At 36.6% G+C, this 25991-nt stretch carries 25 protein-coding genes and 1 other RNA gene; 18 read left to right on the top strand and 8 right to left on the bottom strand.

Going from position 1 to position 25991, the window contains the following annotated elements; all coding sequences use genetic code 11:
• Window positions 1–395 precede the first annotated feature (395 nt).
• Both ACFO5Y_RS05140 and ACFO5Y_RS05135 read right to left on the bottom strand, forming a co-directional pair.
• Window positions 396–1754, bottom strand: coding sequence for a PFL family protein (locus ACFO5Y_RS05140; RefSeq protein ID WP_197104376.1), 1359 nt, complete (start codon window positions 1752–1754; stop codon window positions 396–398).
• An 11-nt stretch (window positions 1755–1765) separates the two neighbouring features.
• Entirely contained in the window at window positions 1766–2029 is a 264-nt protein-coding gene (locus tag ACFO5Y_RS05135) for an ACT domain-containing protein (protein WP_197104377.1), read from the bottom strand.
• Window positions 2030–2195: 166 nt separating this feature from the next.
• Here ACFO5Y_RS05135 and ACFO5Y_RS05130 point away from each other — a divergent pair, with 166 nt between their 5' ends.
• The 3 genes from ACFO5Y_RS05130 to pyrR all read left to right on the top strand — a co-directional run bounded on the left by ACFO5Y_RS05130 (window position 2196) and on the right by pyrR (window position 4516).
• Window positions 2196–2579 (top strand): Rid family detoxifying hydrolase, encoded by a 384-nt coding sequence (locus ACFO5Y_RS05130; protein WP_197104378.1) that lies wholly within the window; start codon window positions 2196–2198, stop codon window positions 2577–2579.
• Window positions 2580–2730: 151 nt separating this feature from the next.
• On the top strand, window positions 2731–3921 hold the full coding sequence (locus ACFO5Y_RS05125; protein WP_197104379.1) for an acetate/propionate family kinase: 1191 nt from the start codon (window positions 2731–2733) through the stop codon (window positions 3919–3921).
• Between the two features lie 61 nt (window positions 3922–3982).
• A complete protein-coding gene (gene pyrR, locus ACFO5Y_RS05120) occupies window positions 3983–4516 on the top strand; it encodes a bifunctional pyr operon transcriptional regulator/uracil phosphoribosyltransferase PyrR (protein WP_197104380.1) in 534 nt (177 codons plus the stop codon).
• 81 nt (window positions 4517–4597) lie between these two features.
• Here pyrR and ACFO5Y_RS05115 read toward each other — a convergent pair whose 3' ends face one another.
• Window positions 4598–4894, bottom strand: a complete 297-nt coding sequence (locus ACFO5Y_RS05115) for a hypothetical protein (protein ID WP_197104381.1) — start codon at window positions 4892–4894, stop codon at window positions 4598–4600.
• 575 nt (window positions 4895–5469) lie between these two features.
• On the opposite strand from ACFO5Y_RS05115, the gene ACFO5Y_RS05110 reads away from it, so the two are divergent.
• From ACFO5Y_RS05110 to msrA, 3 genes are all read left to right on the top strand, one after another.
• Window positions 5470–5850, top strand: a complete 381-nt coding sequence (locus tag ACFO5Y_RS05110) for a VOC family protein (RefSeq protein ID WP_197104382.1) — start codon at window positions 5470–5472, stop codon at window positions 5848–5850.
• A 425-nt stretch (window positions 5851–6275) separates the two neighbouring features.
• Complete coding sequence (locus ACFO5Y_RS05105; RefSeq protein WP_197104383.1) at window positions 6276–7148, top strand: MetQ/NlpA family ABC transporter substrate-binding protein; 873 nt, start codon at window positions 6276–6278, stop codon at window positions 7146–7148.
• A gap of 24 nt (window positions 7149–7172) precedes the next feature.
• Window positions 7173–7685, top strand: coding sequence for a peptide-methionine (S)-S-oxide reductase MsrA (msrA, locus tag ACFO5Y_RS05100; RefSeq protein WP_197104384.1), 513 nt, complete (start codon window positions 7173–7175; stop codon window positions 7683–7685).
• Between the two features lie 194 nt (window positions 7686–7879).
• On the opposite strand, the gene ssrS is transcribed toward msrA, so the two are convergent.
• Both ssrS and ACFO5Y_RS05090 read right to left on the bottom strand, forming a co-directional pair.
• Window positions 7880–8071, bottom strand: a non-coding RNA gene (gene ssrS / locus ACFO5Y_RS05095) — 6S RNA.
• A gap of 100 nt (window positions 8072–8171) precedes the next feature.
• A complete protein-coding gene (locus ACFO5Y_RS05090) occupies window positions 8172–9437 on the bottom strand; it encodes a replication-associated recombination protein A (RefSeq protein WP_197104385.1) in 1266 nt (421 codons plus the stop codon).
• A 161-nt stretch (window positions 9438–9598) separates the two neighbouring features.
• On the opposite strand from ACFO5Y_RS05090, the gene ACFO5Y_RS05085 reads away from it, so the two are divergent.
• Genes ACFO5Y_RS05085 through mnmA form a run of 3 tightly spaced genes read left to right on the top strand, consistent with a single transcriptional unit; the run spans window position 9599 to window position 12243 of the window.
• Window positions 9599–10768, top strand: coding sequence for a cysteine desulfurase family protein (locus ACFO5Y_RS05085; RefSeq protein WP_197104386.1), 1170 nt, complete (start codon window positions 9599–9601; stop codon window positions 10766–10768).
• Window positions 10750–11085 carry a cysteine desulfurase gene (locus ACFO5Y_RS05080; protein WP_197104387.1) on the top strand — a complete coding sequence of 112 codons (336 nt, stop codon included), beginning with the start codon at window positions 10750–10752 and terminating at the stop codon, window positions 11083–11085. The genes ACFO5Y_RS05085 and ACFO5Y_RS05080 overlap by 19 nt, the downstream gene beginning before the upstream one ends.
• Window positions 11086–11118: 33 nt before the next feature.
• The gene (mnmA, locus tag ACFO5Y_RS05075; RefSeq protein ID WP_197104388.1) at window positions 11119–12243 is read left to right on the top strand and encodes a tRNA 2-thiouridine(34) synthase MnmA; all 1125 of its coding nucleotides are present in this window, start codon (window positions 11119–11121) and stop codon (window positions 12241–12243) included.
• Between the two features lie 252 nt (window positions 12244–12495).
• Here the strand turns inward: mnmA and ACFO5Y_RS05070 are convergent, their stop codons facing one another.
• Complete coding sequence (locus ACFO5Y_RS05070) at window positions 12496–13071, bottom strand: M20/M25/M40 family metallo-hydrolase (protein WP_197104389.1); 576 nt, start codon at window positions 13069–13071, stop codon at window positions 12496–12498.
• Window positions 13072–13219: 148 nt separating this feature from the next.
• Between ACFO5Y_RS05070 and recD2 the strand changes: the two genes are divergently transcribed.
• Window positions 13220–15679 (top strand): SF1B family DNA helicase RecD2, encoded by a 2460-nt coding sequence (recD2, locus tag ACFO5Y_RS05065; RefSeq protein ID WP_197104390.1) that lies wholly within the window; start codon window positions 13220–13222, stop codon window positions 15677–15679.
• Between the two features lie 62 nt (window positions 15680–15741).
• Here recD2 and ACFO5Y_RS05060 read toward each other — a convergent pair whose 3' ends face one another.
• Complete coding sequence (locus tag ACFO5Y_RS05060; RefSeq protein WP_197104391.1) at window positions 15742–17091, bottom strand: D-serine ammonia-lyase; 1350 nt, start codon at window positions 17089–17091, stop codon at window positions 15742–15744.
• A gap of 21 nt (window positions 17092–17112) precedes the next feature.
• On the bottom strand, window positions 17113–18057 hold the full coding sequence (locus ACFO5Y_RS05055) for a diacylglycerol/lipid kinase family protein (protein WP_197104392.1): 945 nt from the start codon (window positions 18055–18057) through the stop codon (window positions 17113–17115).
• Between the two features lie 227 nt (window positions 18058–18284).
• Here ACFO5Y_RS05055 and ACFO5Y_RS05050 point away from each other — a divergent pair, with 227 nt between their 5' ends.
• The 8 genes from ACFO5Y_RS05050 to greA all read left to right on the top strand — a co-directional run bounded on the left by ACFO5Y_RS05050 (window position 18285) and on the right by greA (window position 25967).
• A complete protein-coding gene (locus tag ACFO5Y_RS05050) occupies window positions 18285–19088 on the top strand; it encodes a Cof-type HAD-IIB family hydrolase (RefSeq protein ID WP_197104393.1) in 804 nt (267 codons plus the stop codon).
• A 280-nt stretch (window positions 19089–19368) separates the two neighbouring features.
• The gene (gene alaS / locus ACFO5Y_RS05045) at window positions 19369–22026 is read left to right on the top strand and encodes an alanine--tRNA ligase (protein ID WP_197104394.1); all 2658 of its coding nucleotides are present in this window, start codon (window positions 19369–19371) and stop codon (window positions 22024–22026) included.
• Between the two features lie 233 nt (window positions 22027–22259).
• Window positions 22260–22520, top strand: a complete 261-nt coding sequence (locus ACFO5Y_RS05040; protein ID WP_138404643.1) for an IreB family regulatory phosphoprotein — start codon at window positions 22260–22262, stop codon at window positions 22518–22520.
• Window positions 22520–22960, top strand: a complete 441-nt coding sequence (gene ruvX / locus ACFO5Y_RS05035) for a Holliday junction resolvase RuvX (RefSeq protein ID WP_138404644.1) — start codon at window positions 22520–22522, stop codon at window positions 22958–22960. The genes ACFO5Y_RS05040 and ruvX overlap by 1 nt, the downstream gene beginning before the upstream one ends.
• Before the next feature lie 19 nt (window positions 22961–22979).
• Window positions 22980–23282 carry a DUF1292 domain-containing protein gene (locus tag ACFO5Y_RS05030; RefSeq protein WP_197104395.1) on the top strand — a complete coding sequence of 101 codons (303 nt, stop codon included), beginning with the start codon at window positions 22980–22982 and terminating at the stop codon, window positions 23280–23282.
• A gap of 144 nt (window positions 23283–23426) precedes the next feature.
• Window positions 23427–24668, top strand: a complete 1242-nt coding sequence (mltG, locus tag ACFO5Y_RS05025; RefSeq protein ID WP_197104396.1) for an endolytic transglycosylase MltG — start codon at window positions 23427–23429, stop codon at window positions 24666–24668.
• A gap of 52 nt (window positions 24669–24720) precedes the next feature.
• Entirely contained in the window at window positions 24721–25347 is a 627-nt protein-coding gene (gene udk, locus ACFO5Y_RS05020; RefSeq protein WP_138404647.1) for a uridine kinase, read from the top strand.
• Between the two features lie 134 nt (window positions 25348–25481).
• On the top strand, window positions 25482–25967 hold the full coding sequence (gene greA / locus ACFO5Y_RS05015; RefSeq protein ID WP_138404648.1) for a transcription elongation factor GreA: 486 nt from the start codon (window positions 25482–25484) through the stop codon (window positions 25965–25967).
• Window positions 25968–25991 lie beyond the last annotated feature (24 nt).

Raw genomic sequence — 25991 nt, 5'->3', positions numbered from 1 at the left:
TCCACTACTGTCATCCGATGACGATGTTCATTAGGCGTCTAACCACCACTGTCATTCAATGACGATGTCCATTAGCGTTCTATCCACCACTGTCATTCAATGACGATGTCCATTAGCGTTCTATCCACCACTGTCATTCAATGACGATGTCCATTAGAGTTCTATCCACCACTGTCATTGGATGACGATGTTTATTAGAGTTCCATCCACCACTGTCATCGCATGACAATGTCCATTAGCGTTCTATCCACCACTGTCATCGCATGACGATGTTGATTAGAAGTCTAACCACCACTGTCATCGCATGACGATGTTCATTAGATATCCAACCCCCACAAACATCTCACAACACATCAAATAAAAAAGCACTTGCCATAACAGCAAGTGCTCGCAATTTAATTCTTCAAACTTTGTAGTGGTGCTGGAATACGTCCGCCACGATCAATAAATACTTTTGGTGATGTCGGATTCAATGGCATGACCGTACCTTTACCAAACAAACCACCGAAGTCCAATGATTCATCATCAGAACGACCAATAGCTGGAATGACGCGGACAGCAGTGGTCTTAGAATTAATCATACCAATTGCTGCTTCATCTGCAATAATTGCTGAGATCACTTCTGGAGGTGTTGTACCTGGAATGACAATCATATCCAAACCTACTGAACACACAGCAGTCATTGACATTAATGTTTCAATGTTCAAAGTACCATTGGCTGCCGCTGCAATCATACCTGCATCTTCTGTTACAGGAATAAAAGCACCTGATAAACCACCAACGTGAGAAGAGGCCATTACGCCACCTTTTTTAACGGCATCATTTAACATCGCTAATGTAGCAACGGAACCATGGGCACCTACTTGATCTAGACCAATTTCTTCCAGAATATGAGCTACAGAATCACCCACTGCAGGAGTCGGAGCTAAGGATAAATCAACAATCCCAAAAGGCACGCCCAACATCTTCGAAGCTTCAGTCCCAACAAGTTGTCCCATTCGAGTCACTTTGAAAGCTGTCTGCTTAATTGTATCTGCCACAACTTCTAATGAAGCAGATTTATCTAAGCTAGCAAGTGCATTACGTACAACACCAGGACCTGAAACACCTACGTTAATAACAATATCAGGTTCACCAGCCCCATGAAAAGCACCAGCCATAAAGGGATTATCCTCAACTGCATTACAAAATACGACAATCTTAGATGCTCCCATACACTCATTATCTTGCGTCAGTTCCGCAGCTTCACGAACAATATTCCCCATCATAGCGACAGCATCCATATTGATACCAGCACGGGTTGAACCGATATTAACCGAAGAACAGACATGATTCGTTTGAGCCATTGCTTGTGGAATCGATTCAATCAGTTCTAAGTCGCCTTTACTAAAGCCTTTATGGACGAGGGCAGAGTAGCCACCAATATAGTTAACACCCACATCTTTAGCGACCCTATCTAATGTACGTGCATATTCTAATGGGTCCCCACCAGATGCAGCTAATAATTGAGCAATCGGTGTTACGGCAATCCGTTTGTTCACAATCGGAATCCCAAATTTCTCTTCGATTTCTTCCCCAGTCTTTACTAAATCTTTTGCTGCATTATAAATTTTTTCGTACACTTTCTCACACGAACGTTGAATATCCCCATCCGCGCAATCAGCCAAAGATATTCCCATTGTAATGGTTCGAATATCTAAATTATTCTCCTTAATCATAGAAACAGTTTCGATAACATTTTGCATTTCTAACATGGTTTAACTCCTTAAATTCGATGCATTGAATTGAAGATATCTTCATGCATCACATGTATTTCCATCTCAGGTAAACTATCAATCGTATTCTTCTTGAATTCTTCAAACTCCACGGACAATTTATCAATATTGACTAACATAACCATTGTGAAAAAATCTTGCATAATTGTTTGTTCAACATCAACAATATTTGCATTATGCATTGCACATTGTTTGGCAATTTCAGCGAGAATGCCGACTTTGTCTTTACCGATTACGGTTATTACTGCTTGCATTGTGTGTACCACCTTTTAATTTATTTCGTAAAGTATAGCATATTCACACTAAATAACCTATAAATATTAATATTTCATTAGAAAATCTGAATATTCACTTTTCTATACATTTAATCTCATTACTTTATAATTAAGATATGTACATACAGAAAGGATGGAACCGTTGATGAAAAAAGTATTTTATACTGATAAAGCACCCAAACCAATGAATCCATATTCACAAGCAATTCGTGCCGGTGATTTTTTATTTGTTTCCGGACAGATAGGCATAGATCCAACAACGAACAAACTTGTAAAAGGTAATGCAGCTGATGAGACGGAGCAAGTATTTAAGAATATCTCATCTATTCTTGAGGCTGCTGGATTAAAACTAGAAAATGTTGTTAAAGTCGTTCTCTATATGAATGATATCGGCGACTCCTCACTGATTAATGAAGTCTATGAAAAGTATTATGAAGAACCCTATCCTGCAAGAACATCGTTTGCGGTCGGGAGTTTGCCATTAGGAGCGAAAGTAAAAATCGACGTCACAGCACATTATGATAAATAAACTGTATCAATCGCTATAGTTATGTTACAGATTGACAGATGTTGAAGTTCTGTATAAAACTATTATAAAAAACAGTAAAAGAGTAGAGATGTTATGAAGTAATCTGTTATAATAAATTTATGATTTATATTAAAGAGGAGAGAATTTATTAATGTCTAAAACATTTGCGATTAATGCAGGAAGCTCAAGCTTAAAGTTCCAATTATACAACATGCCAGAAGAAACAGTTATTGCTAAAGGATTAGTTGAGCGTATCGGAATCAACAATTCAGTATTCAAGTTAGAATACGGCGATGATCAAGAATTCAAAGTAACAGAAGATATTGCTACTCATGCAAAAGCAGTAGATATGTTATTCGAAAAACTTGAAGAATTTGAAATTATTACTGACTTAACTGAAATAACTGGTGTTGGACACCGTGTTGTTGCTGGTGGAGAAATTTTCAAAGAGTCAACATTAGTAACTGACGAAGTTATTAAACAAGTTGAAGATTTAAGTGAATTCGCACCATTGCATAACCCAGCTGAAGCGGAAGTTATGCACGTATTTAACGATCGCTTACCACACGCAACTGCAGTTGCTGTATTCGATACTTCATTCCATACAACAATGCCAGAAGTTAATTACTTATATAGCTTACCGTACGAATATTACGAAGATTTCCAAATCCGTAAATACGGTGCTCACGGAACAAGTCATGAATACGTAAGTAAACGTGCTGCTGAATTAATCGGTAAACCAATCGAAGATTTAAAAATCATTACATGTCACTTAGGTAATGGTGCTTCAATTACAGCCGTTGATGGTGGTAAATCTGTTGATACATCTATGGGATTCACTCCATTAGCAGGTGTAACAATGGGGACACGTACTGGTGATATTGATGCGTCAATTATTCCTTTCTTAATGGACAAATTAAATATTACTGACGTGAATGATGTTATTACTATCTTTAACAAAAAATCAGGTCTACTTGGTTTATCAGGCGTATCAAGTGATATGCGTGATGTTGAAGATGCTGCAGCAGAAGGTAATGAACGCGCACAATTAACATTAGATATCTTCATGAACCGTGTACAAAAATATATCGCTCAATACATCGCAGTAATGAATGGTGTTGACGCGGTTGTCTTTACAGCGGGAATCGGAGAAAACTCAGGAATTACTCGTAAATTAATCATGGATGGAATTACTTTCTTTGGTGGTAAGATCGATGACGAGCGTAACGACACACGTAAAGAAGCATTAATCTCAACAGACGACTCTAAATTCGCAATCTACAACATTCCAACAAATGAAGAAGTTGCTATTGCTCGTGACGTTGAAAAATTCAAAAAATAATTAATAACAAAAAGCCGCGAACCTTTAGGGGTTAGCGGTTATTTTTGCTAGGAGGATAGTAATGACAAAAAGAGAATTAATGAACGCAGAAGGCATTCAAAGAACGTTGAAACGCATTGCTCATGAAATATTAGAGAAGAACAAATCTACAGATAATCTTGTTATCTTAGGTATCAAAACACGTGGTGAGTTCTTAGCGAAGCGTGTTCAAGAGAAAATTGAAGAGATCGAAGGAATTAAGTTACCGTTAGAAATATTGGATATTACTTTCTATCGAGATGATCTAACGAAGAAGTCAGTCAGTCCACAAGTTCAACCAGTCACATTTATAAGTGATTTAACCGACAAAAAAGTGGTTGTCATTGACGATGTATTATTTACTGGACGTACTGTTAGAGCTGCTATGGATGCGATATTAGAAAATGCAAGACCTTCGCATATTCAACTCGCTGTTTTAGTCGACCGAGGTCATCGTGAGTTACCGATACGACCTGACTTTGTTGGGAAGAATGTTCCTACAGCGAAGAATGAGCAAGTTAAAGTCGAATTAGAAGAAGTTGACGGTCGTGATGGTGTAAATATCTTAGACATGTAAATAAAATCAAGTGTCTTTGAAAAGACTAAAAAACTGCCAAACTCTCAGTATAGTGAGAACTTTTGGCAGTTTTTGTGTTTTTTACTTTGTACCATTATTATCGTTATTTGCTCGAAATAACCAATAAAAGACAAAAACCATGAAAAATACAACAATAAGCGCAGCTAACATCCAAATTAGCATGTAGTCAATAAAGTTATTAATGACAAGAACGAAGCCTAAAATTCCAATTAAGAAAAGTAAGATACTAAAAGAAATAATTACTTTATTAGAATAATCACCAAAAACTTGGATTAAAGTTTGACGAAAAAGTAGGAGGTAAGCACCTAAAATCATAAACATTGCTGGAAATGCATAAATTAAAATAGTGAATAACATAATAAATCCTTTCTACTATTCATGTTTTATAATAGCTAATTGGCAATTGGGTTTTATTGTGTAAGTTATCTAAAATTGCCCAATTAGTATAGAGCCTTGAGTGACTTTATTGGTAATCTTGTTAACTTAACCAGTCTGATTAATTCAATCAAACTCCAAGATTTTTTTACAATCCAGTCAATTCGGCTATTAGTTTTATTCTAGTGGAATATAAGACTTTTGTCACGGTAGAATTCACAGATGCTTCTAAATTCACGATTATATATAACGAAAAAAATAGACGATTAAAAAATCGTCTACGCTTGAAAGTGTAACAGTCATAAACAAGTATAATGGATTTCAAATACCATTAACTTACCTCTTCTGGGTCATCACTTGCTTGTCGGATTGCAAGGAAAATTAAAATAAGATACCAAATAATTTTTAACCATGGCCATTTACGCATGATAACTCCTCCTATCTCTTTAAGATTATTATACTTAAATTACTCGCTAATTTCATTGAATATGCCTTGGAGATATCAATAAAATGATATTCAATGTATAATGGTTTTATAAAGTATTTGGGGGAATTTCATGAGAATTGAACATGTAGGTATGTGGGTGCGAGATTTAGAAGCAATGCGTGAGTTTTATGAAACTTACTTTGCTGCAACGTCAAATGAATTGTACCATAATCCAACGAAGGGGTTTAAGTCTTATTTTCTGAGTTTTTCAAATGGTGCTCGGTTAGAAATAATGCATCGAGATGATATAGCTGAGGGTGAGGGTGAATTATTTGGCTACGCTCATCTGGCAATAAGTGTGGGTGATAATGAAAAGGTGGATCAGTTAACAGCTCATTTGAATGAGAATGGTTATTCTACATTAAGTGGTCCTAGAACAACTGGCGATGGCTATTATGAAGCGGTTATTCTTGATCCAGAAGGTAATCAAATTGAAATAACAACAGATTAATTATCATTTTTCTCATTAAAAATTAAGAATAGTGTTGACATTTTTTATATAAAACGGTAACATTTAATTAAATAATTTATAGATTACTGTGTTGAAGAGAAGAGTAACTTAAAGACTTAACGATTAAAAGAGAACCCGGCTCGGTGAAAAAGGGTAGTTTAAGATTAAGTGAAGATGAGCTTGGAGCAGTTTAAACAGTTAACGCTGGTTAAACGGATACACCCGATATCGTGTACAGTATTGTTTGATACTGGTTGAGCTATTATTTGTGAGGATAATAGAAATTTGGGTGGTACCACGACTTTTCGTCCCTTTCGTTAGAGATATACTCTGGCGGGAGGGATTTTTTTGTCTATAAATTATGAATTAAGAGTGGAGGAGCCAATCGTTTTTAGTAGAAAATATATTTAAAAGGGGAAAATAATATGAAACAAGTACAGAAAATCAAGCAATGGATTCAATTAATTTTAGGGGTATGTTTAGTTTTTAGTCAATTTGCTTTGACAAGTGTTTCGGCAGAGGAAGTAAAAGAATTCGATGGTGAGACAGTTATTGTGGGAACGGTAAGTGATACGGCACTTGAGTTATGGGAGTATATTGCTGAGAAAGCGTTGGAAGAAGAAGGTATTGTGCTTGATATCGTTATGTTCAATGATTATAACCAGCCAAATGTTGCCTTACAAAATGGATCGATTGAGATCAGTGCTTTCCAAGGCCATCCATTTATCAAATCTTGGAATGAAGATAATGATGGGTCAGTCTATGCTATTGCCAATACGTTATTAATGCCTCTAGGATTGTATTCAGAAAAATATGATTCTGTCGAAGATATTCCAGACAATGGCGTCATCGCATTACCTAATGATCCATCAACTTTAGGTCGTTCTTTACTTGCATTAGAAATTGCTGGCTTGATTGAAGTTGATGATGAGGTTGGAATTTACGCGGATGAAGAAGATATTACAGAGAATCCTAAAAACTTAGAAATTGTCTTAGTTGAACCTAACTTTGCAGCTTTATCATTACCAGATGTTGACGCAGCATTGATTAATACGAATTTTGCTAATGATGCGGGACTTTCTATTCACGATGCCATCTTTAATGATGCAGAAGATGTTGATAAAGTAAACCCAATGTACATCAATACCATCACAACTTTAGAAGAAAATAAAGACAATCCATTGTACTTAAAAATAGTTGAGTTATACCATACAGATGATGTTAGAGAGAAATTATTAGAAGTCTACAATGGTGAGATTACACCTATGTTTGAAGTACCGCTACCAGAAGTGGAATAAAGTTACAGAAGGGAAAATATATTAATGTCAAATCAACGAGAAGAAACAGCAATCTTAGCTGGTGGATGTTTTTGGTGTATGGTTCATCCGTTTGACCAATGGGATGGAGTTCATTCAGTTACATCAGGCTATACTGGGGGATATACAGTTAATCCGACTTACGAGGAAGTGTGTAGTGGAGAGACAGGTCATACTGAAGCAGTTAAGATTGTCTTCGATCCAAGTATTATCACATATAAGGAAATATTAGATATTTATTGGACAATTAGTGACCCAACGGATGCTGGAGGTCAATTTATTAATCGAGGTTCCTCTTATCGACCAGGTATTTTCTATTTATCTGCTGATCAAAAAGCAAAAGCCGAAGCATCAAAGACCGCTTTGAACGAAAGTGGGCGTTATGAGAAACCGATTGTCACTGAAATTACTAAAGCAACTGAATTTTATGCTGCTGAAGATTACCACCAAGATTACTATCAAAAACAACCCGAACAATATCAAGCATACCGCATTCGCTCAGGTCGCGATGCGAGTTAATTGAAACTGATTTAAGCGACTTATTTAGATACTAGATAAGTCGCTTTATTTGTTAGGGTGGAATGTAGGGCGTGTCCTCGTGAGTAGTTACGAAGTCAAAAACAGCGAATAATTAGCCTCGTCGAACAACACGAGGCCAACCCAACAACCAAATAAAAGTGTGCACAAAAAAAGCCGGCTGTTAAGCCGACTAAAAGGCATCCGGTGGTGCCGTTCTCGTACATATATGTTATTGAACCTGCAAGTAACTACAGGTGGGCTCCACACAAGTTTTTTCTGACTTCCAAATGTAAAAGGCTTGTCATAGAAACATGATCGTAGGATCCCAAGATAAAAAGAAATGTTCGGTCCACACAATATATATACAACGCACACCTCAGAGAACCTTTATTAACTACATTATAGCACGTATATTCGAAAATGCAACTATAATAGCTAAGCTGTATTATCAATGTTGAAAAGGATTACATGATAATCAAAGTATCATTATTGTTGTTTAATTTGTTGATATATTTTAGCAAGTGCTTCTTCGTATTTTCCGGTAGGATCTGGTTCAAAGTATTGACGATGTTTTAAATTATCTGGTAAATATTGTTGCTGAACATAATGATGTGGATAATCATGTGGGTATTTATATTCTACTCCGCGACCTAATTTTTCTGCACCGGCATAATGAGCGTCACGTAAGTGGTCAGGTACTTGTCCAACATTTCCTTGTGAGATATCTGATAGGGCACCGTCAAGTGCTCTGTAAGTTGTGTTGGACTTTGGACTCAAAGCAAGATCGGCAACTGCAAAGGCAAGTGGGATGCGAGCCTCTGGTAAGCCGACTTTCTCAGCGGCAGTGACAGCAGCTACTGTTCTTGAGGTTGCGCTTGGATTACCTAAGCCAATATCTTCATAAGCAATAATCAGTAGGCGTCTGCAGGCAATAGTTAATTCACCCGCTTCTAATAAGACTGCCAAATAATACATAGCCGCATCAACATCACTACCACGAATGGATTTTTGCAGTGCAGAGATTACATCATAATGAGCATCGCCGTCTTTATCGTGAGTCATACGCTTATGCTGTAAGCATTCTTCTGCTACATCTTGAGTAATGTGAATCACATTTTCCTCATCTGGTGCTGTCGATAAGACAGCTAATTCCAGCGCATTAAGTGATGAGCGGATATCACCATTGGTGACATGCGAGAAATGATTCAAGATGTCATCTGCGATGTCGACTTGATATTCACCTAACCCAGATTCCTTATCTGCTAAAGCACGTGTTAGACCAAGTTTAATATCTTCTGGCGCAAGTGGCTTCACTTCAAAAATCTGCAGACGACTTCGAATGGCAGGATTAATTGAGATGTAAGGATTTTCTGTTGTGGCACCGATTAGAATGACTCTCCCGTTTTCTAAATGGGGGAGTAGGTAATCTTGTTTGACTTTATTTAAGCGGTGAATCTCATCGAGCAACATAATGACAGTACCAGACATCTTGGCTTCTTCGACAACAACTTCCATATCGTTTTTGGAATCTGTTGCTGCGTTCAAGATACGAAAAGCGTATTTGGTACTTCCTGCGATCGCGCTGGCGATACTTGTTTTTCCAGTACCAGGTGGGCCATATAATATCATAGAGGATAGTCTTTGGGCATCGACCATTCGACGAATGATTTTACCTTCTCCAACTAAATGTTGTTGTCCTAAGACATCATCAATATGTTTAGGGCGCATCCGAAAAGCTAAAGGTTGCTGCATAGAATTCTCCTTTCTGGTTTGTTTCAGTACTTTCTATTATATATTAAATTATAAAAAATACACAATGAATGATATTAAGGATACTTTATGTGTTGCACATATTCAAATTTTTGTTATAATGTTAAAGTTGTATTCATACACACAAGAAGGGAGGGTTTAAAATGGTTTATCTAGATAATGCTGCGACAACACCAGTTCATCCAACAGTTGTACAAGTTATTCAGGATGCGTTAATAAATGACTTCGGCAATCCATCAAGTACATATCGTATTGGAAAGTCAGTCAAACATGCATTGATTCAAGCGCGAAAGCAATTAGCGGAGCTTTTGAATGTATCTGAAACGGACGTATACTTTACAAGTGGAGCAACAGAAGCGAACAATTGGGCGATTATTGCCCAAGCGAATAAATCGCGAGAATTTGGTGAAGGTCATCATATCGTGACTACAGCAATCGAACATCCATCAGTAACGAATGTGACGAAGTATCTTGAGACACAAGGTTTTGATGTAACTTATATTCAACCAAACGAAGAAGGTGAGATTACAGTCCAGCAGTTCTTGGAGGCAACGACAGATAAGACAATCGGGTGGATTGCGATGGCCGTGAATAATGAAGTAGGGTCAATCTTACCAGTTCAAGAATTAGGTGAAGCTGCCTATGAACAAAAGCTTTGGTTCCATGTTGATACAGTTCAAGCACTTGGTCACTTGGAGTTAGATTATCAAGCACTCAAATGTACAAGTTTTGTAGGCTCAGCGCATAAATTCAATGGACCAAAAGGAATCGGCTTTTTAGTTTATCGGACTTATCAGGAGCATAACCATCTTGAACCTTTGCTTCACGGTGGTGGACAAGAAGGGAAGATGCGCTCAGGCACGGAGAATGTACCCTATATATTAGGTATGGTTAAAGCATTGGAGCTAGCTAAAAAGGATATTACTTCGAATTTCGAAAAATTCGAAGAATTACAAGCATATTTATTAACTTCATTGGATTCTATTGGAATATCATACGAAATCAATGGTGATCAGAAGAATCGAGTACCATATATTAATAATTTGTGGTTTAATGGTAATATAGCGAGTCAAATGCTAATAAAAATGGATTTAGATGGTGTCTATATTTCTGCCGGGAGTGCATGTTCGGCAGGTAGTTTAACGGAAAGTGAGATATTAAAAGCTTATTATCCAAATCAATCTGAACGTTGGAGTCAAAGCTTACGAATCTCATTCGGTTACCAAACAACGAAAGCAGACATCGATCAATTTATCCATACTTTAGAGAAAATAACAAAGGGGAAGATTGATTTATGGCATTCAAACAAGTAGCAGAGTTAAAAGGCTTCAACCGCAAATTTAGTGTGAGTCCAGAGGCGCGTCCTTATACATTACGTGACAATGGTTTCGTAGATACTAAGGTGGGTAATTATATTTACAAACGTCCTTTGGATTCAGAACATAAGCAAGGGCTTGTATTAAAAGTAACAGTAGATAAGGACTTAAAAGGGATTAAAATCTCCACTGTCAATGAAAAAGGTCTATCGACAGTAGATATTTCTAAACTTGACAACAACGCAATGGTTGTTGAGAAAGTAAACTTTATCTTCGATGGCTTTATTGACCGTGATGTTTTAATCGAACAATAAAAATAAAGAATAATATATAGAAAGGAAATGACAATGTCAGATAACAGCAATACTAGAGTTGTCGTAGGAATGAGTGGCGGTGTGGATTCATCAGTCACAGCATTACTATTAAAAGAGCAAGGTTATGATGTGATTGGGTTATTTATGAAGAATTGGGATGACACAGATGAATTCGGTGTCTGTACTGCAACAGAAGACTATAAGGATGTGGCTTTAGTAGCTGAACAGATTGGAATTCCTTACTATTCTGTAAACTTCGAAAAAGAATATTGGGACCGTGTGTTTGAGTACTTCTTATCAGAATACAAAAAAGGACGCACACCTAATCCAGATGTTATGTGTAATAAAGAAGTAAAATTTAAAGCATTCTTAGATTATGCTTTAGATTTAGGTGCAGATTATGTTGCAATGGGGCACTACGCACAAGTGAAACGTGATTTAGATGGAACTGTTCATTTATTACGTGGAGCAGATAATAATAAAGACCAAACTTACTTCTTAAACCAATTATCACAAGAACAATTACAAAGAAGTTTATTCCCACTAGGTCATTTACAAAAATCAGAAGTACGTGAAATTGCTGAAAAAGCAGGCCTAGCAACAGCTAAGAAAAAAGATTCTACAGGAGTATGTTTCATTGGTGAACGTAACTTTAAAGAATTCTTATCAAATTACTTACCAAACAAACCAGGTAAAATGATGACACTTGACGGTGAAGTTAAAGGGGATCATTCAGGTTTAATGTACTATACTATTGGTCAACGCCAAGGTTTAGGAATTGGTGGGGGCGGAGATTCTAACGAGCCATGGTTTGTTATCGGTAAAGATACTGAAACTCAAACTTTATATGTTGGCCAAGGATACCACCACGAAAACTTATACTCTGATTACTTAGAAGCATCAGATTTAAGTTTCACTAGTCCTTTACCTGTGGATGGAACATTTGAATGTACTGCGAAATTTAGATACCGTCAACAAGACGTTGAAGTTAAAGTTGAAATCGATGCTGATTCAGATTTTGCTACAGTGTACTTTAACGAACCTGTTCGTGCGATTACGCCAGGTCAAGCGGTAGTCTTCTATGACGGTGACGAATGTTTAGGTGGCGGAACAATTGACGCTGCTTTCTCAAACAGCCAAAAAAGACAGTACGTATAAGTAATAGATGAAGAAGTTCAGAGTGATTGGTCACTCTGAACTTTTTTAATACCATAATATATTCGACTATTAAAGGTTAAGCAGTTTGAATTTTATTCGAAAAGAGTGTTAACAAGAATTTCATCGCCGACATTCAAATTATTTCGAATCACATGCTCAAAATAATTAAGTGAACACAACCATTATAAGACAAATAGCACTCAAAGAAGTTCGTGTGAGAACAACTTTGAGTGTTTTTTTACTATTCTTTAATTAAAATTTATATTGATATAAATATGATAGGGCATATTGGACATACAATTCTGCGCTAACTTTTAAAGATTCCTCGACCACATTGAAACAAGCATGGTGGTGAGGGTAGTCTGAGCCTTTAGAGATGTTGCGTGTTCCGAATGTCGCAAAGGCACTATTAATATAGTTCGTGTACTCACCAAAACCTTTGCCTCCCATTGTTGGTGGGAAGTCTCCGACTGAATCTTCACCGAATGAATTTCTCGCAATTGATTGAACTAACTGAGCGCTTTGTGTTTCATTAATTACGGGATCTAATACTCGATGATACTTAAATTTAACTGTACCACCATACATCGTTGCGGTTCTTTCAGCATAGCGCTTCATTTCTGTTTCTACGATATCACGAGTTTTAGCATCAAAGGTTCGTACGGTACCTTCAAGCTTAGCATTCTCGGCAATGATGTTAAAAGGCTCACCAGCCTCTACTTTACCGAGATTTAAGACAGCTGCTTCCATCAGATCAGTCGCTCTAGAGGTAATAGTTTGGATATGTGCAATGTACTGAGACACCATCACTACTGCATCTTTAGTCATACGTTAACTAGAAAAATCTAAAAAATTCCTCCAGTTAACCACCAATTCCCTCTCAGAATTCCATCTTCCACACCATAATCAGATTTAAAATCATGTACGGATTATGATATGATACATGAGTTAGAAAAATTATAAGGAGGTGAAGTAAATGTCTCAAGGAGAAGAGTTAGTTGTCGGTGTCGTAGAAGCGATTTTTTTTGAGAATCCGTCGAACTTCTATAAAGTTGTCCGCATTAGCGTTGATCAAGATGAAACAGACTTACTGTTAGATGAAGAATTAGTCATTACGGGTATGTTTGCTTCACTTCATCTCGATACGGAATATCAATTTTTTGGAAAATTAACGAATCATCCCAAATACGGAGAACAGTTTGCTGTAACAAGGTATCAACAAAAAGCGCCGACATCTTACGAAGGGCTCGTTGACTATTTATCAAGTAGCCGCTTTAAAGGCATCGGGAAAGTATTAGCAGAACGCATTGTTGATGAATTAGGCCAAGATGCCATTGATACGATTATATCAGACTCGAATGCCTTGAAAGATGTCACAGGTTTATCAAAAGCGAAAGCAGAAGACTTACGCGAAGGGCTACTACGCCATCAAGGGACTGAGCGTATATTTATGCAATTAAGCGAATGGGGCTTTGGACCTGCTTTATCAGATAAAATATACCGAGCTTATGAAAGTGAAACCATTACTGTAATAAAAGAGAATCCATATAAATTAATTGAAGATATCGATGGCATCGGCTTTAGTAAAGCAGACCAGTTAGCAGAACAATTAGACTTTGATGCTGAAGACATTAATCGGATTGTCGCAGGGATTTATGTATCTGTATTAGAGTTATCAAATAGCGATGGAGATACGTATGTTCCTGAAGAAGTGGCTAAGAAAAATGGACGGAAATTATTAGAGTCGAGCCGAAGATACTTAATTTCTGATGAGTTATTGGAACGAGCAGTAGAATTAGCCGTACAAAACGAACAGTTAATGCGTTTAGTTGATAATTTAATGATACCAAGCTTATATTATGCTGAATTAAATATTGTTAAGAAAATCGATAATTACTATCAGTATGAACAAATTGAACGCTTTGAAGAAGATGAAATCGATGAGGCGATTGAAGAAGTCGTTAAAATCAGTGGAATTAATTATGATGAGAGTCAACGACAAGCCCTGAAAACATCCATTCAATCCCCAATTTCAGTGATAACTGGTGGACCGGGGACTGGGAAGACGACTTTAATTAAAGGTATTATCTTGTTGCATTCAATCTTACATGACTATGATTTAGAACAAGCAACAAAAAAGGTGGATGAAAATCCAGTGTTACTTGCAGCACCTACAGGGCGAGCAGCCAAACGAATGCAAGAAACAACCGGCTTACCAGCTTCTACCATTCATCGACTGATTGGCTTTAATCGTGATTCTCAGGTTGATGAATTTTATGCAGCTGAATTAGAAGGTTCACTACTAATTGTCGATGAAATGTCGATGGTTGATACTTGGTTGATGAATTGGCTTGTCCAAGCGATTCCATATCATTTACAAGTTGTATTAGTAGGGGATAAGGACCAGTTGCCTTCAGTAGGACCAGGAAAAGTCTTTAGTGACTTGATTGAATCAGATGTTTTACCCGTACTTCGTTTAGAAAAAATCTACCGTCAAGCACAAAATAGTACCATAATTGATTTGGCACATAAGATTCGACAAGGTATTTTACCAGATGATTTCTTAATGAAGCAACATGATCGGTCATTTATTCAAGCGCCGGCACAACAAATTGGTCATGTGGTACAACAAATTATTGTAGCGGCTAAGAAAAAAGGCTTTGATGCAACAAACTTACAAGTACTCGCGCCTATGTATAAAGGACCAGCCGGCATTAATGCACTCAATACTTTATTGCAAGAATTATTAAATCCACCCAAACCGAGAAAACGTGAAATAAATCATTTTGATTCTGTTTTCAGAGTAGGAGATAAGGTATTGCAACTAGTAAATAACTCCGAAGATGGTGTATATAACGGAGATATTGGACGCATTGAGTCGATACATTTTAAGAAAGAGACGGCTTCAAAAGTAGAAGAAATCACCGTATCTTTCGATAATGTTGAACTTGTATATAAGAAATCTGATTTAGATCAACTGACATTAGCGTATTGTACATCGATTCATAAAGCGCAAGGGAGTGAATACCCACTCGTTATCTTGCCGTTAGTCGATATGTTCTCTCGATTACTTCAAAAGGATATCCTATATACAGCAATTACACGGGCACAGTCTAGCTTAATTATGCTTGGGAATCCAGATAGTTTCTACAAAGCTGTGACAAGCGAAAAAGAACCCCGTAAAACCTTCTTAAGGGATTTATTAATGGTTCAATTTGACAAAGAAGCGTCCGAAGATGAGGACGATGAAGCGGAAGAACAGACTAAAGAAGAAGAACCGAGTCAACAAACTCCAGAAGCAGAAGCGATTCAAATGGAGTTAGAAGAACAAATTGAAGAACCTTTAGAATTGACGGAAGCGACGATTAACCAAATTGATCCAATGATTAATATGGATGGTGTTACACCTTATGATTTTATGTCTTCAACAAATTAAAATACAAAAGAGAGTCACTGAATTCGTTCCATTAGGAATTCAGTGACTCTCTCTTTTTAAATTTAGTTATTATCGACTGCTTTTCCTTGTAGATAGAATGCTTGCATATCTTCTTCAGGAACCATACTCCCACCAGTTGCCCAAGCAATATGAGTGGCTTGGCCTAACTTCGATTGTAGTTGATGATTCGCTAAGAAAGCTTGACCTGAATCGGTCGTTAGCATGCGAACCGCACCCACAACACCTGCCAGGGCAGCAGGTTCAAGCGAAATTGCTTCTAAATCAATCATTTTACCTAGTAGACGCATTGATTCGTCTTCTTTAAGGGTGTAACCAGCATCGAAGTAATATTGCATGATGCGTGAGATAAGCCCGGATGTACGAGGTACGGCTAAACCATCCATAATTGTACGAGATTCAATACCGAACTCGTCTACTGTGACACCGTCAAATTCTTTAGTAGCTAAACCTAAAAGCATTGAAGGCATTTGAGTCGGTTCAGCAAAGATACAATGAACATGATCACCATAAATTTGTTTTAAACCAAAACTAATCCCACCAGGACTTCCACCGATCCCACAAGGTAAGTAGACAAATAAAGGATGTTCAGCATCAACTTTAATATTGGCTTCTTCTAATTGTTTTGCTAAACGATTGGCAGCAACTGTATAACCGAAAAACAATTCAATCGAATGCTCATCATCAACAAAGTAAGACGTTGGATCGCTTAAAGATTCCGCTCTTCCTTGGTTAACAGCTTCCGTAAAGTTTGTTTGATGCTCAACGACATTTACTCCTCTTGAACGCAATAAATCTTTTTTCCATTGTTTCGCTTCAGTTGACATATGAACTGTGACATTAAAGCCTAATTTAGCTCCCATCACGCCAACACTAATGCCTAAATTACCAGTTGTTCCAACCATAATTTTATGTTGAGCGAAGAATTCATTGAATTCGTCGTTTAAGAATTTTTCATAATTATCTTCAATTGATTCAAGTAAACCATTTTCTAAAGCAAGTGTTTCAGCATGTTTTAATACTTCGTAGATTGCACCCCGAGCTTTGATTGTTCCAGCAATGGGTAGGGTATCATCACGTTTTAATAAAAGTTTTCCAGAAATTGTTGTTTGATATGTATCTTCTAGATATTCTTTCATTGTATTAATTTCAGTAAATTCAGATTCAATTAAGCCATCATTGACAGCTGTTTCAGGGAAAGCCTTGATAATAAAAGGTGCAAAGCGTTTTAACCTTTCCTCTGCATCATCAACATCATTTTTTGAATAAGTAACTTTCTCGGTTGCTTCATCAAACGATATTTTTAAATTATTCTCCCAAAAAACCGGTTGGGCTAATTGGATTTTTTTGAATAAATCAGTTTCTAAGTATTCTTTATGTAAAATTTCATTCATAACTTTAAAACGCAACTCCTTCTAATTAGGTAAATAAAATGGATAAGTTGATAAAGCCAAATCAATGTTTACTGGCTTTTGAGGTATGACTTCTCCATCAACTTGACCTCTAATCGGATCAGTGATTTTTAACTGTAATTTTTGACCCGTATATCGATCTATATTATCAGATTCGTTTGTTTTTTTTGTAATTAACACTTTTATTAATAAATCAAAAATTACCGATAATTTTATATCGCGGTAGATGACAAGAGCAATTTCATTATTTTTTGGTCTTGTTAACTGGTCGATATTAATCCCACCACCTACAGTAGGGGAATTTAATATTCCAGCTAAACTTACATCATCATAATGAAACTGATGATTATCAATACTTCCCGATACGGCAAAATGACGCACGCTATTTAAACTAAGCAGTACAGCTAATAAGTACGAAAGTTTTCCAAGACCCATTTTTGATAAAAAAGAATTTTTAATAAGATTTTGAGCTCGAAAATTGACCTCAGCATCGAAGCCAAAGCCCATATTATTTAAGACGACACCTTGTCGTTTAGTAATGTGGTTATTGTAAGTGAATATTGGAATTGAAACAGGCTTTTCTGAAAATAACATTGTTTCAATGATTCCTCTGACAGATAAGCCATTTTGCCAGCTTCGATAAAAATCATTTCCAGTTCCAGCAGGAACATAAGTAACTGGGATATCAGCTTGGTTCTTGTGTAAAGTTTGAACTACTTCATGTAATGTACCATCCCCACCAACAACCATTAAATAATCCTTATATTCTTTGTGACCACGGTTAACTAGCTGTTCAGTTAAAACTTCAGCATGGGTCGAATAGTCAGTTAGGTAAGTAATGTATTCCATTTGGAAACTGTCCAATTCACTATGAACTTTTTTTAAGATGGTGTTTCCATCTCCGCCACCCGCTTCAGGATGACATATTATATGTACGCGATTTGTCATAAAGCACCTCGTTATTTCTTTATCAATTTGAGTTTAAACACTAAGACCGATTATACTCAAAGTTATTCATTTAATAAAGAATTACTTCTATTGTCATATTTTGTTGTGGATTTGACAATAGGATTTTAATAAGAGTTAAATGAAAAAAGTGATTCTATTCTCATAGTTTCTCATAAAATATGATACAATATAGCGGACTAAATATTGAAAAATTAAGGAGTGTATATATGTCTTACAAAATGCTTGTTTTGGATATTGATGATACTTTATTAAATAGTAATCACGAAATTAGTTCGGTGACGAAAGAAAGATTATTGCAATTCCAAGAGGATGGCTTTATCTTGGTGCTAGCAACTGGGCGTCCAACTAAATCAGCGGTTGAAAAGGCTCAAGAACTGTTACTAGATCAACATAAATCACATGCGATTTCATTTAATGGGGCAGTAGTTACAAGCATGGAAGATGCGCAAGAACTATTTAGTCAACGAATGGACTTCGATGAACAAAAAGAATTGGTTCAATATATTCATGATACAGGTTTAGCATTAATCGCTTACGGTGATAATGAAGTATATCTCAGTCGGGAAAATGATTACAGTCATATCGAAGGTGAATTAACCGGCTTGGAAACGATTTATGACAGTGACTATGCCAATAATTTAGAATCAGAAGAATTAAAATTTATCGCCGTTGGCGATCCAGACATCGTCGCAAAACACAACGAGGAACTCCAAGGAAAATTTGGTAAAGCAACAAATGCAGCGACGTCAAAAGACTACTTCCTAGAATTTATGCACCGAGATGTTTCTAAAGGTCTAAGTTTACAAAGACTATGTGATCATATCGGTATAGATATTAGTGAAGTTGTGGCGGTTGGTGATGGGAATAATGATGCCCCAATGATCGAAGTAGCAGGAGTAGGTGTCGCGATGGGGAATGCTTCTGAATATCTGAAAGGTATTGCCGATGATGTGACGGGAACAAATGATGAAGATGGTGTTGTTCAAGTTCTAGATAAATATTTTTATTAAGAATGAATCTATACTGGCCATTTATAGTTGACATTAAACAGGCTAATTATGTATAATATAGACGATTTGAGACCATATCAGACTTAATAACAGAGACGTTTCAGTAGGTGAAAGAAACGACAAGGATGATGCTCCTCATGTATAACTAAGTGAAAATTTAGCGTAAGTCGGCGTTAACGGCAATTGAGATATAAGAACTTGAGTTGTTATAAGCGAGGTGGTACCGCGATTGTCGCCCTTGCATATAACAGCTCTTTTATTATTTTAAAGGGGTGTTTGGATGAAACAATTAACAAGTGCAGAAATTAGAGATTTATTTTTAACATTTTATAAAGATAAAGGTCATGACGTCCGTCCGAGTGCATCGCTAATACCAGTGAATGATCCAACTTTACTGTGGATTAACTCAGGTGTTGCAACGCTTAAGAAGTATTTTGATGGAACTGAAACGCCAGAAAATCCAAGAATTACAAATTCTCAAAAGAGTATTCGTACGAATGACATTGAAAATGTTGGTGTAACAGCAAGACACCATACTTTATTTGAGATGTTAGGAAACTTTTCAATCGGAGATTACTTCAAAGAAGAAGCGATTGAATGGGCTTGGGAATTTTTAACTGGAGAAAAATGGTTAGCATTCGATCCAGAAAAATTATTTGTAACTTATTATCCAGAAGATACTGAAACAAAAGAGTTATGGGAGGCTATTCCAAACTTTGATAACTCACACTTAGTCCCAGTTGAAGATAACTTTTGGGATATTGGTGCTGGACCTTGTGGGCCGGACACAGAAATTTTCTATGACCGCGGTGAATCATATAACAATCTTGCCGAAGATGATCCAGAAAACTATCCTGGTGGGGAAAATGAACGTTGGCTAGAAATTTGGAACTTAGTGTTTTCTGAATTTAACCATATGCCAGATGATACTTATGTACCACTTCCACATAAAAACGTCGATACAGGGATGGGATTAGAGCGTTTAGTATCAGTGATTCAAGATACACCAACGAACTTTGAAACTGATTTATTTATGCCAATTATTGAAAAAATTGAAACGCTAACGGATGGCATTAAATATAGCGAAAGTAATGAAGGTAAAGTCAGCTTCAAAGTTATTGCTGACCATATTCGTGCCGTTGCATTTGCGATTAGTGATGGCGCGTTACCATCGAATGAAGGCCGTGGCTATATTATTCGTCGTTTAATCCGTCGAAGTGTGATGCATGGTCGTCGTTTGGGAATTACAACTTTATTCTTAAGTGATTTAGTTCCAACAATCACTGAAATCATGGGTGACTACTACGCAGAACTTAATGAGAAATTAGATTTCGTTCAATCAATTATTAAAAACGAAGAAGAACGATTCCATGAAACAATTGGCGACGGAGAGTTGCAATTAGAAAACATCTTGGCCCAATTGACAGAGGAAGGAAAGACCGTTGTAGCTGGAGCGCAAGCTTTCCAATTATATGACACATTTGGATTCCCATTAGAATTAACCGAAGAGATGGCATTAGAAAACAACTTTACTGTAGATAATGATGGCTTCGAAGTAGAGATGGAGAAACAACGTGAGCGTGCGAGAGCAGCAAGATCAACTGAAGAAAGTATGTCAGTGCAATCAGAGGCTCTACAAGGTGTTACGACTGAATTTGAGTTTGTTGGACACAGCCAATTATCAAGCAATGCGACTATCAAAGCGATCATTAAAGATGAAGAGAGTTTAGACCATCTTCCAATTGATGAAGAAGCTTGGGTATTCTTTAATCGCAGTCCATTCTATGCTGAAATGGGTGGACAAGTAGCGGATTCAGGTGGAATTTATGACGGCAGTGAATTAATTGCGGAAGTAAATGACGTACAAAAAGCACCTAACGGCCAATACATGCATAAAGTGAAACCGTTGAGTATGCGTCTAAATGAAGGCCAATCATATACGCTAGTCGTAGAAGGTAAGACTCGCCTGAAAACAAACCAAAACCATACCGCAACTCACTTATTACACCAAGGACTAAAGACAATCTTAGGAGAGCATGCGAATCAATCAGGTTCATACGTTGGACCAGATCGCTTACGCTTTGACTTCTCACACTTTGGTAAAGTCACTGATGAAGAATTAAAACAAATTGAACAATATGTAAATGACTTTATTCAAAATGCCGTCGACGTTGATATTAACGAAATGCCAATTGATGAAGCGAAAGCTTTAGGCGCAATGGCATTGTTCGGTGAGAAATATGGCGATGTCGTTCGTGTTGTAAACATTGGGAATGAATCCATCGAACTTTGTGGGGGGACACACGTATCGAATACAAATGATATTGGTACCTTCAAATTAGTGAGTGAATCAGGAATTGGTGCAGGTATTCGTCGTATCGAAGCTCTTACAGGGCAAGCTGCGATTGAATACTATCAAGAAAAAGAAGCAATGTTACAAGCTGTTCAAGCTGAATTGAAAGTACAACAAACGCAACAACTTCTACCTCGTATTCACCAATTACAAGAAGAGTTGAAAGAAGCGCACTCAAAAGTTGAATCACTATCTGCAAAATTATTACAAGAAGAGTCAGGTAATTTATTCAATGAGACTGAAGAAGTTGAAGGCATCACTTTTGTAAGTGTCGTTCAAGAAAATCAATCAGCAGACGGCTTACGTCAATTAGGAGATGTTTGGCGTGAAAAACAAGCATCAAATATTCTAGTGGCTGTTTCTAACCAAGATGATAAAGCGACTTTATTAGTCTTTGTTGATGATGAAACTGTCGCAAAAGGAACAAAAGCCGGAGACATTATTAAACCATTAGCTAAATTAATTGGCGGTGGCGGTGGTGGACGACCACAAATGGCTCAAGCTGGAGGGAAAAACCCAGCAGGTATTCAAGATATGATTAGTGCAATCCCTGAGGCAATAAAAGCAACAATTAAAGAAGCATAAGTTTACTTGAGAAAGAACAGATAGATTGGATTGAATAAATCGTTTACAATGCCATCTGTTCTTTCCTTGTGCTTTTTAGCTTTGATTGTGACAATTCCTTTACAAATTATAGCTTGCGAAGGAATTTACTAAGTAATTATACGCAAAGTATGTTAGAATGTTGTTAACTCGAAGTACATCGCAAAAGATCTAAGATCGATGACTTTACAGATATGAAAGGTTTGGTGAAAGCGATGCAATCATTAGATGAAACAATACTATTCAAACTGGACGATATTAATAAACGCACAGTAAGAGAAACATTGGAGATAGTCTATAGTGCACTTGAAGAAAAAGGGTATGATCCAATTAATCAAATAGTTGGTTATTTACTTTCAGGAGATCCTGCATATATCCCTCGTCACCGCGATGCACGTAACTTAATACGTCGTCATGAACGAGATGAAATTATGGAGAAGTTAGTAGAATTCTATCTAACACAAGAAGAGAGTTAATGAGCAAATATCAAAGAGCTATGGGTCTAGATGTTGGTTCAAAGACAGTCGGAGTCGCACTCAGTGATTTACTTGGCTGGACTGCCCAAGGGTTAGAAACGATTAGAATTGATGAAGATGCGAATGAATTTGGAATTGAACGTCTGAGTGAAATTATTAAATCAGAGAATGTCAATACAGTTGTCATTGGATTTCCAAAGAATATGAATAACTCCATTGGTCCAAGAGCAGAGGCTTCCATGAGATACGGTGAACTTGTTAAAGAGCATCATCCAGACGTAGAGGTCGTGTATCAAGATGAGCGATTAACAACTTCTCAAGCAGAAAAGATGTTAATTAACGAGGGAAATGTTTCCCGTAAGAAACGCAAAAAAGTTATTGATAAAGTCGCAGCAGTCATCATTTTACAAAACTATTTAGATTCAAAACCACAACTATGATTTAAGGAGATTACTAAATATGGAAAACGAACACAATCATGAGCACCACAACGAACATGAATATATTACAATCTTTGACGAAGAAGGAAATGAAACGCTACACGAAATTTTATTTACTTTCGATTCAGAAGATTTCCAAAAAAGCTATGTTTTAGTTTATCCAGCTGGAACAAATGAGGAAGAAGATGTTGAATTACAAGCATTTTCATACACAGAAGCTGAAGATGGATCAACAGGAGCTTTACAACCAATCCAAACTGAAGAAGAATGGGATATGGTTGAGGAAGTTCTTAATACATTCTTGTTAGATGAAGATGAGTAATTTAAGATAACAGAATGATTTACAATACGTCACACTTTTACCTTATGGTAGATGTGTGATGTTTTTGTAATAGAAGTATTATGGTAATAGTAATGCTTATTTGTTATAATCTTTCAATAAAATGTTCTACATAAAGGAGAAACTATGTCAAAAGAATCTTGGGAAGATATTAAACTACGCGCCAAGGAAACTGAGACCGAAAGAGTGAAAGAGCGATTGTGGACAAACCGAATCGTTCGCATTATTATTTTACTAATTGTGTTAATTGTATTGGGTACGGCTATATTTGGTTATTTTTATGTAACGAGAGCATTAAGTCCGGTGAATTCGGATAATGATCAACTTGTAGAAGTGACGATACCCTTTGATAGTACTTCAGATGATGTCGCGAATATACTTGAAGATAATGGGATTGTCCGTCATGCGGATATCTTTGGAATTTATATGAAAGCCAATAATGAAGAAGCACTTCAAGCAGGTCATTATGAATTTTCACCATCGATGGATGCACAACAAGTTCTAACGACGATTCAAGAAGGCGGGGAACCAATCTTTGTTGATGCGGATACAACCATCACAGTGATTGAAGGAGCAACTATTGACGAAATTGCTACCCTAGTTAACGAGAATACAGCAATTACAGAAGAAGAGTTTATGGATACTGTTCAAGATGAGGAATTCATAACAAATCTTCAAAGCCAATTCCCATCACTTTTAGAAGAAGTGACGCAATTAGAAGGCTTAAAATATACTTTAGAGGGTTACTTATTCCCAGCAACTTATGATTACTTTGCTGGAATGACGGCGCAAGAATTAATTACAGAAATGGTTAGTGCTGCGAATTTAAATTATCAACGATTAGTGGATGATTTAACGAATACGTATCTTTCTTATCATGAAGTATTATCACTTGCATCAATTATTGAACGAGAAGCAATTACGGAAGAAGATCGTGGTCTTGTTTCAGGTGTGTTCTATAATCGTCTAGAAGTAGGTATGCCACTTCAATCGGATGTAACGGTCTTATATGCTTTAGGTGAGCATCGAGAATTTGTAACTTATACAGACTTAGAAGTAGATTCGCCATATAACTTATACATGTATGACGGATTAACACCCGGTCCGATTGGAACACCAAGTTACCAAGCGATTGTTGCTGCAATCTATCCTACATGGAATGATTATTATTACTTCGTGGCTGATATTGATACGCAAGAAATATATTATTCAAGCACAATTGAAGAACACGACGCGTTAGTTGAAGAATTTGTGAATAGTCGACAAGCTTCCATCGAAGCAGAAGCCGGCGAAGATGAAAGTACAACAGATGAAGAAGCTGCAGAGATTGAGGAAACTGAGGAAGTTGTTGACGAACCAGTTGAGTAAGACTGAAACTCAATTTGTCAGTTATAATTAAACATAGAAAGCGAGATTGTTTATGGGGACGAAACCGGTAGTAATTGGCGTTTCCGGTGGTTCAGGAAGTGGAAAATCGAGTGTAAGTAGCCGAATATTAGAAACTTTTGAAGGACTATCAGTAATGTTGTTACAACAAGATTATTATTATAAAAATCAAAGTGACCTTCCACTAGAAGAGAGATTGAAGACAAATTATGATCATCCATTAGCATTTGATAATGATTTATTTTACAATCATCTGGTGACATTAATTGAAGGTGGTTCAATTGAGAAACCAATTTATGATTTTACAAATCATACACGCAGTAATGAAACGGAATATGAAGTTTCACGTGATGTTATAATCGTTGAAGGAATTTTAATATTAGACGATAAACGTATCCGAGACTTAATGGATATTAAAGTGTATGTAGATACTGACGACGATATTCGCTTGGCTAGACGAATCCTTCGTGATATTAATGAACGAGGTAGAACGGTTGAGTCAGTGATTAAGCAATACGTAGAGGTCGTGAAACCGATGTTCCATCAATTCATTGAACCTACGAAACGTTATGCTGATATCATCGTGCCAGAAGGTGGCTACAATCAAGTTGCGATTGATTTATTAACAACGAAGATTGGAACAATCTTGAATCAAAAATAATTACATAAACGATCGTGATTAGCGGTAAATTACGATCGTTTATTATTCTTTTATATAAAAAATAAAAATTTAGATTGAAAAATAGTAAATAACGTGCTATCTTATTTCTATCGTTTCAAGAAGGAGAGAATAACATGGATCAAAAAGTCTATCCAATGACTTTATCAGGTAAAGAAAAATTAGAACAAGAATTAGAAGATTTAAAAGTCAATAAACGTAAAGAAATTATTGAACGTATTAAAATTGCAAGAAGCTTTGGGGATTTATCAGAGAACTCTGAGTATGAATCAGCTAAAGATGAGCAAGCTTTTGTGGAAGGTCGTATTTCAAGTATTGAAAATATGATTCGTTTCGCAGAAATTATTGATGATAAAGACGTTGCTAAAGACGAAGTTTCATTAGGTCGTAAAGTGACGTTTGTTGAAGTACCAGATGGCGACGAAGAAACTTATACAATTGTTGGTAGTGCAGAAGCTGACCCATTAGAATATAAAATTTCTAATGACTCACCGATTGCCCAAGCAATTTTAGGTAAAAAATTAAATGATGTTGTTTCGATTCAAACGCCAGGCGGATCTTTTGATGTTAAAATCATCAAAATTGAAGCAGCTGATGAATAGTCTTGAATAGTTAAGTATTAATAA

Origin of the sequence: Ruoffia tabacinasalis (assembly GCF_042652985.1) — a bacterium.
GTDB lineage: Bacteria > Bacillota > Bacilli > Lactobacillales > Aerococcaceae > Ruoffia > Ruoffia tabacinasalis.
This window is presented reverse-complemented; position numbering and strand designations above follow the sequence as displayed.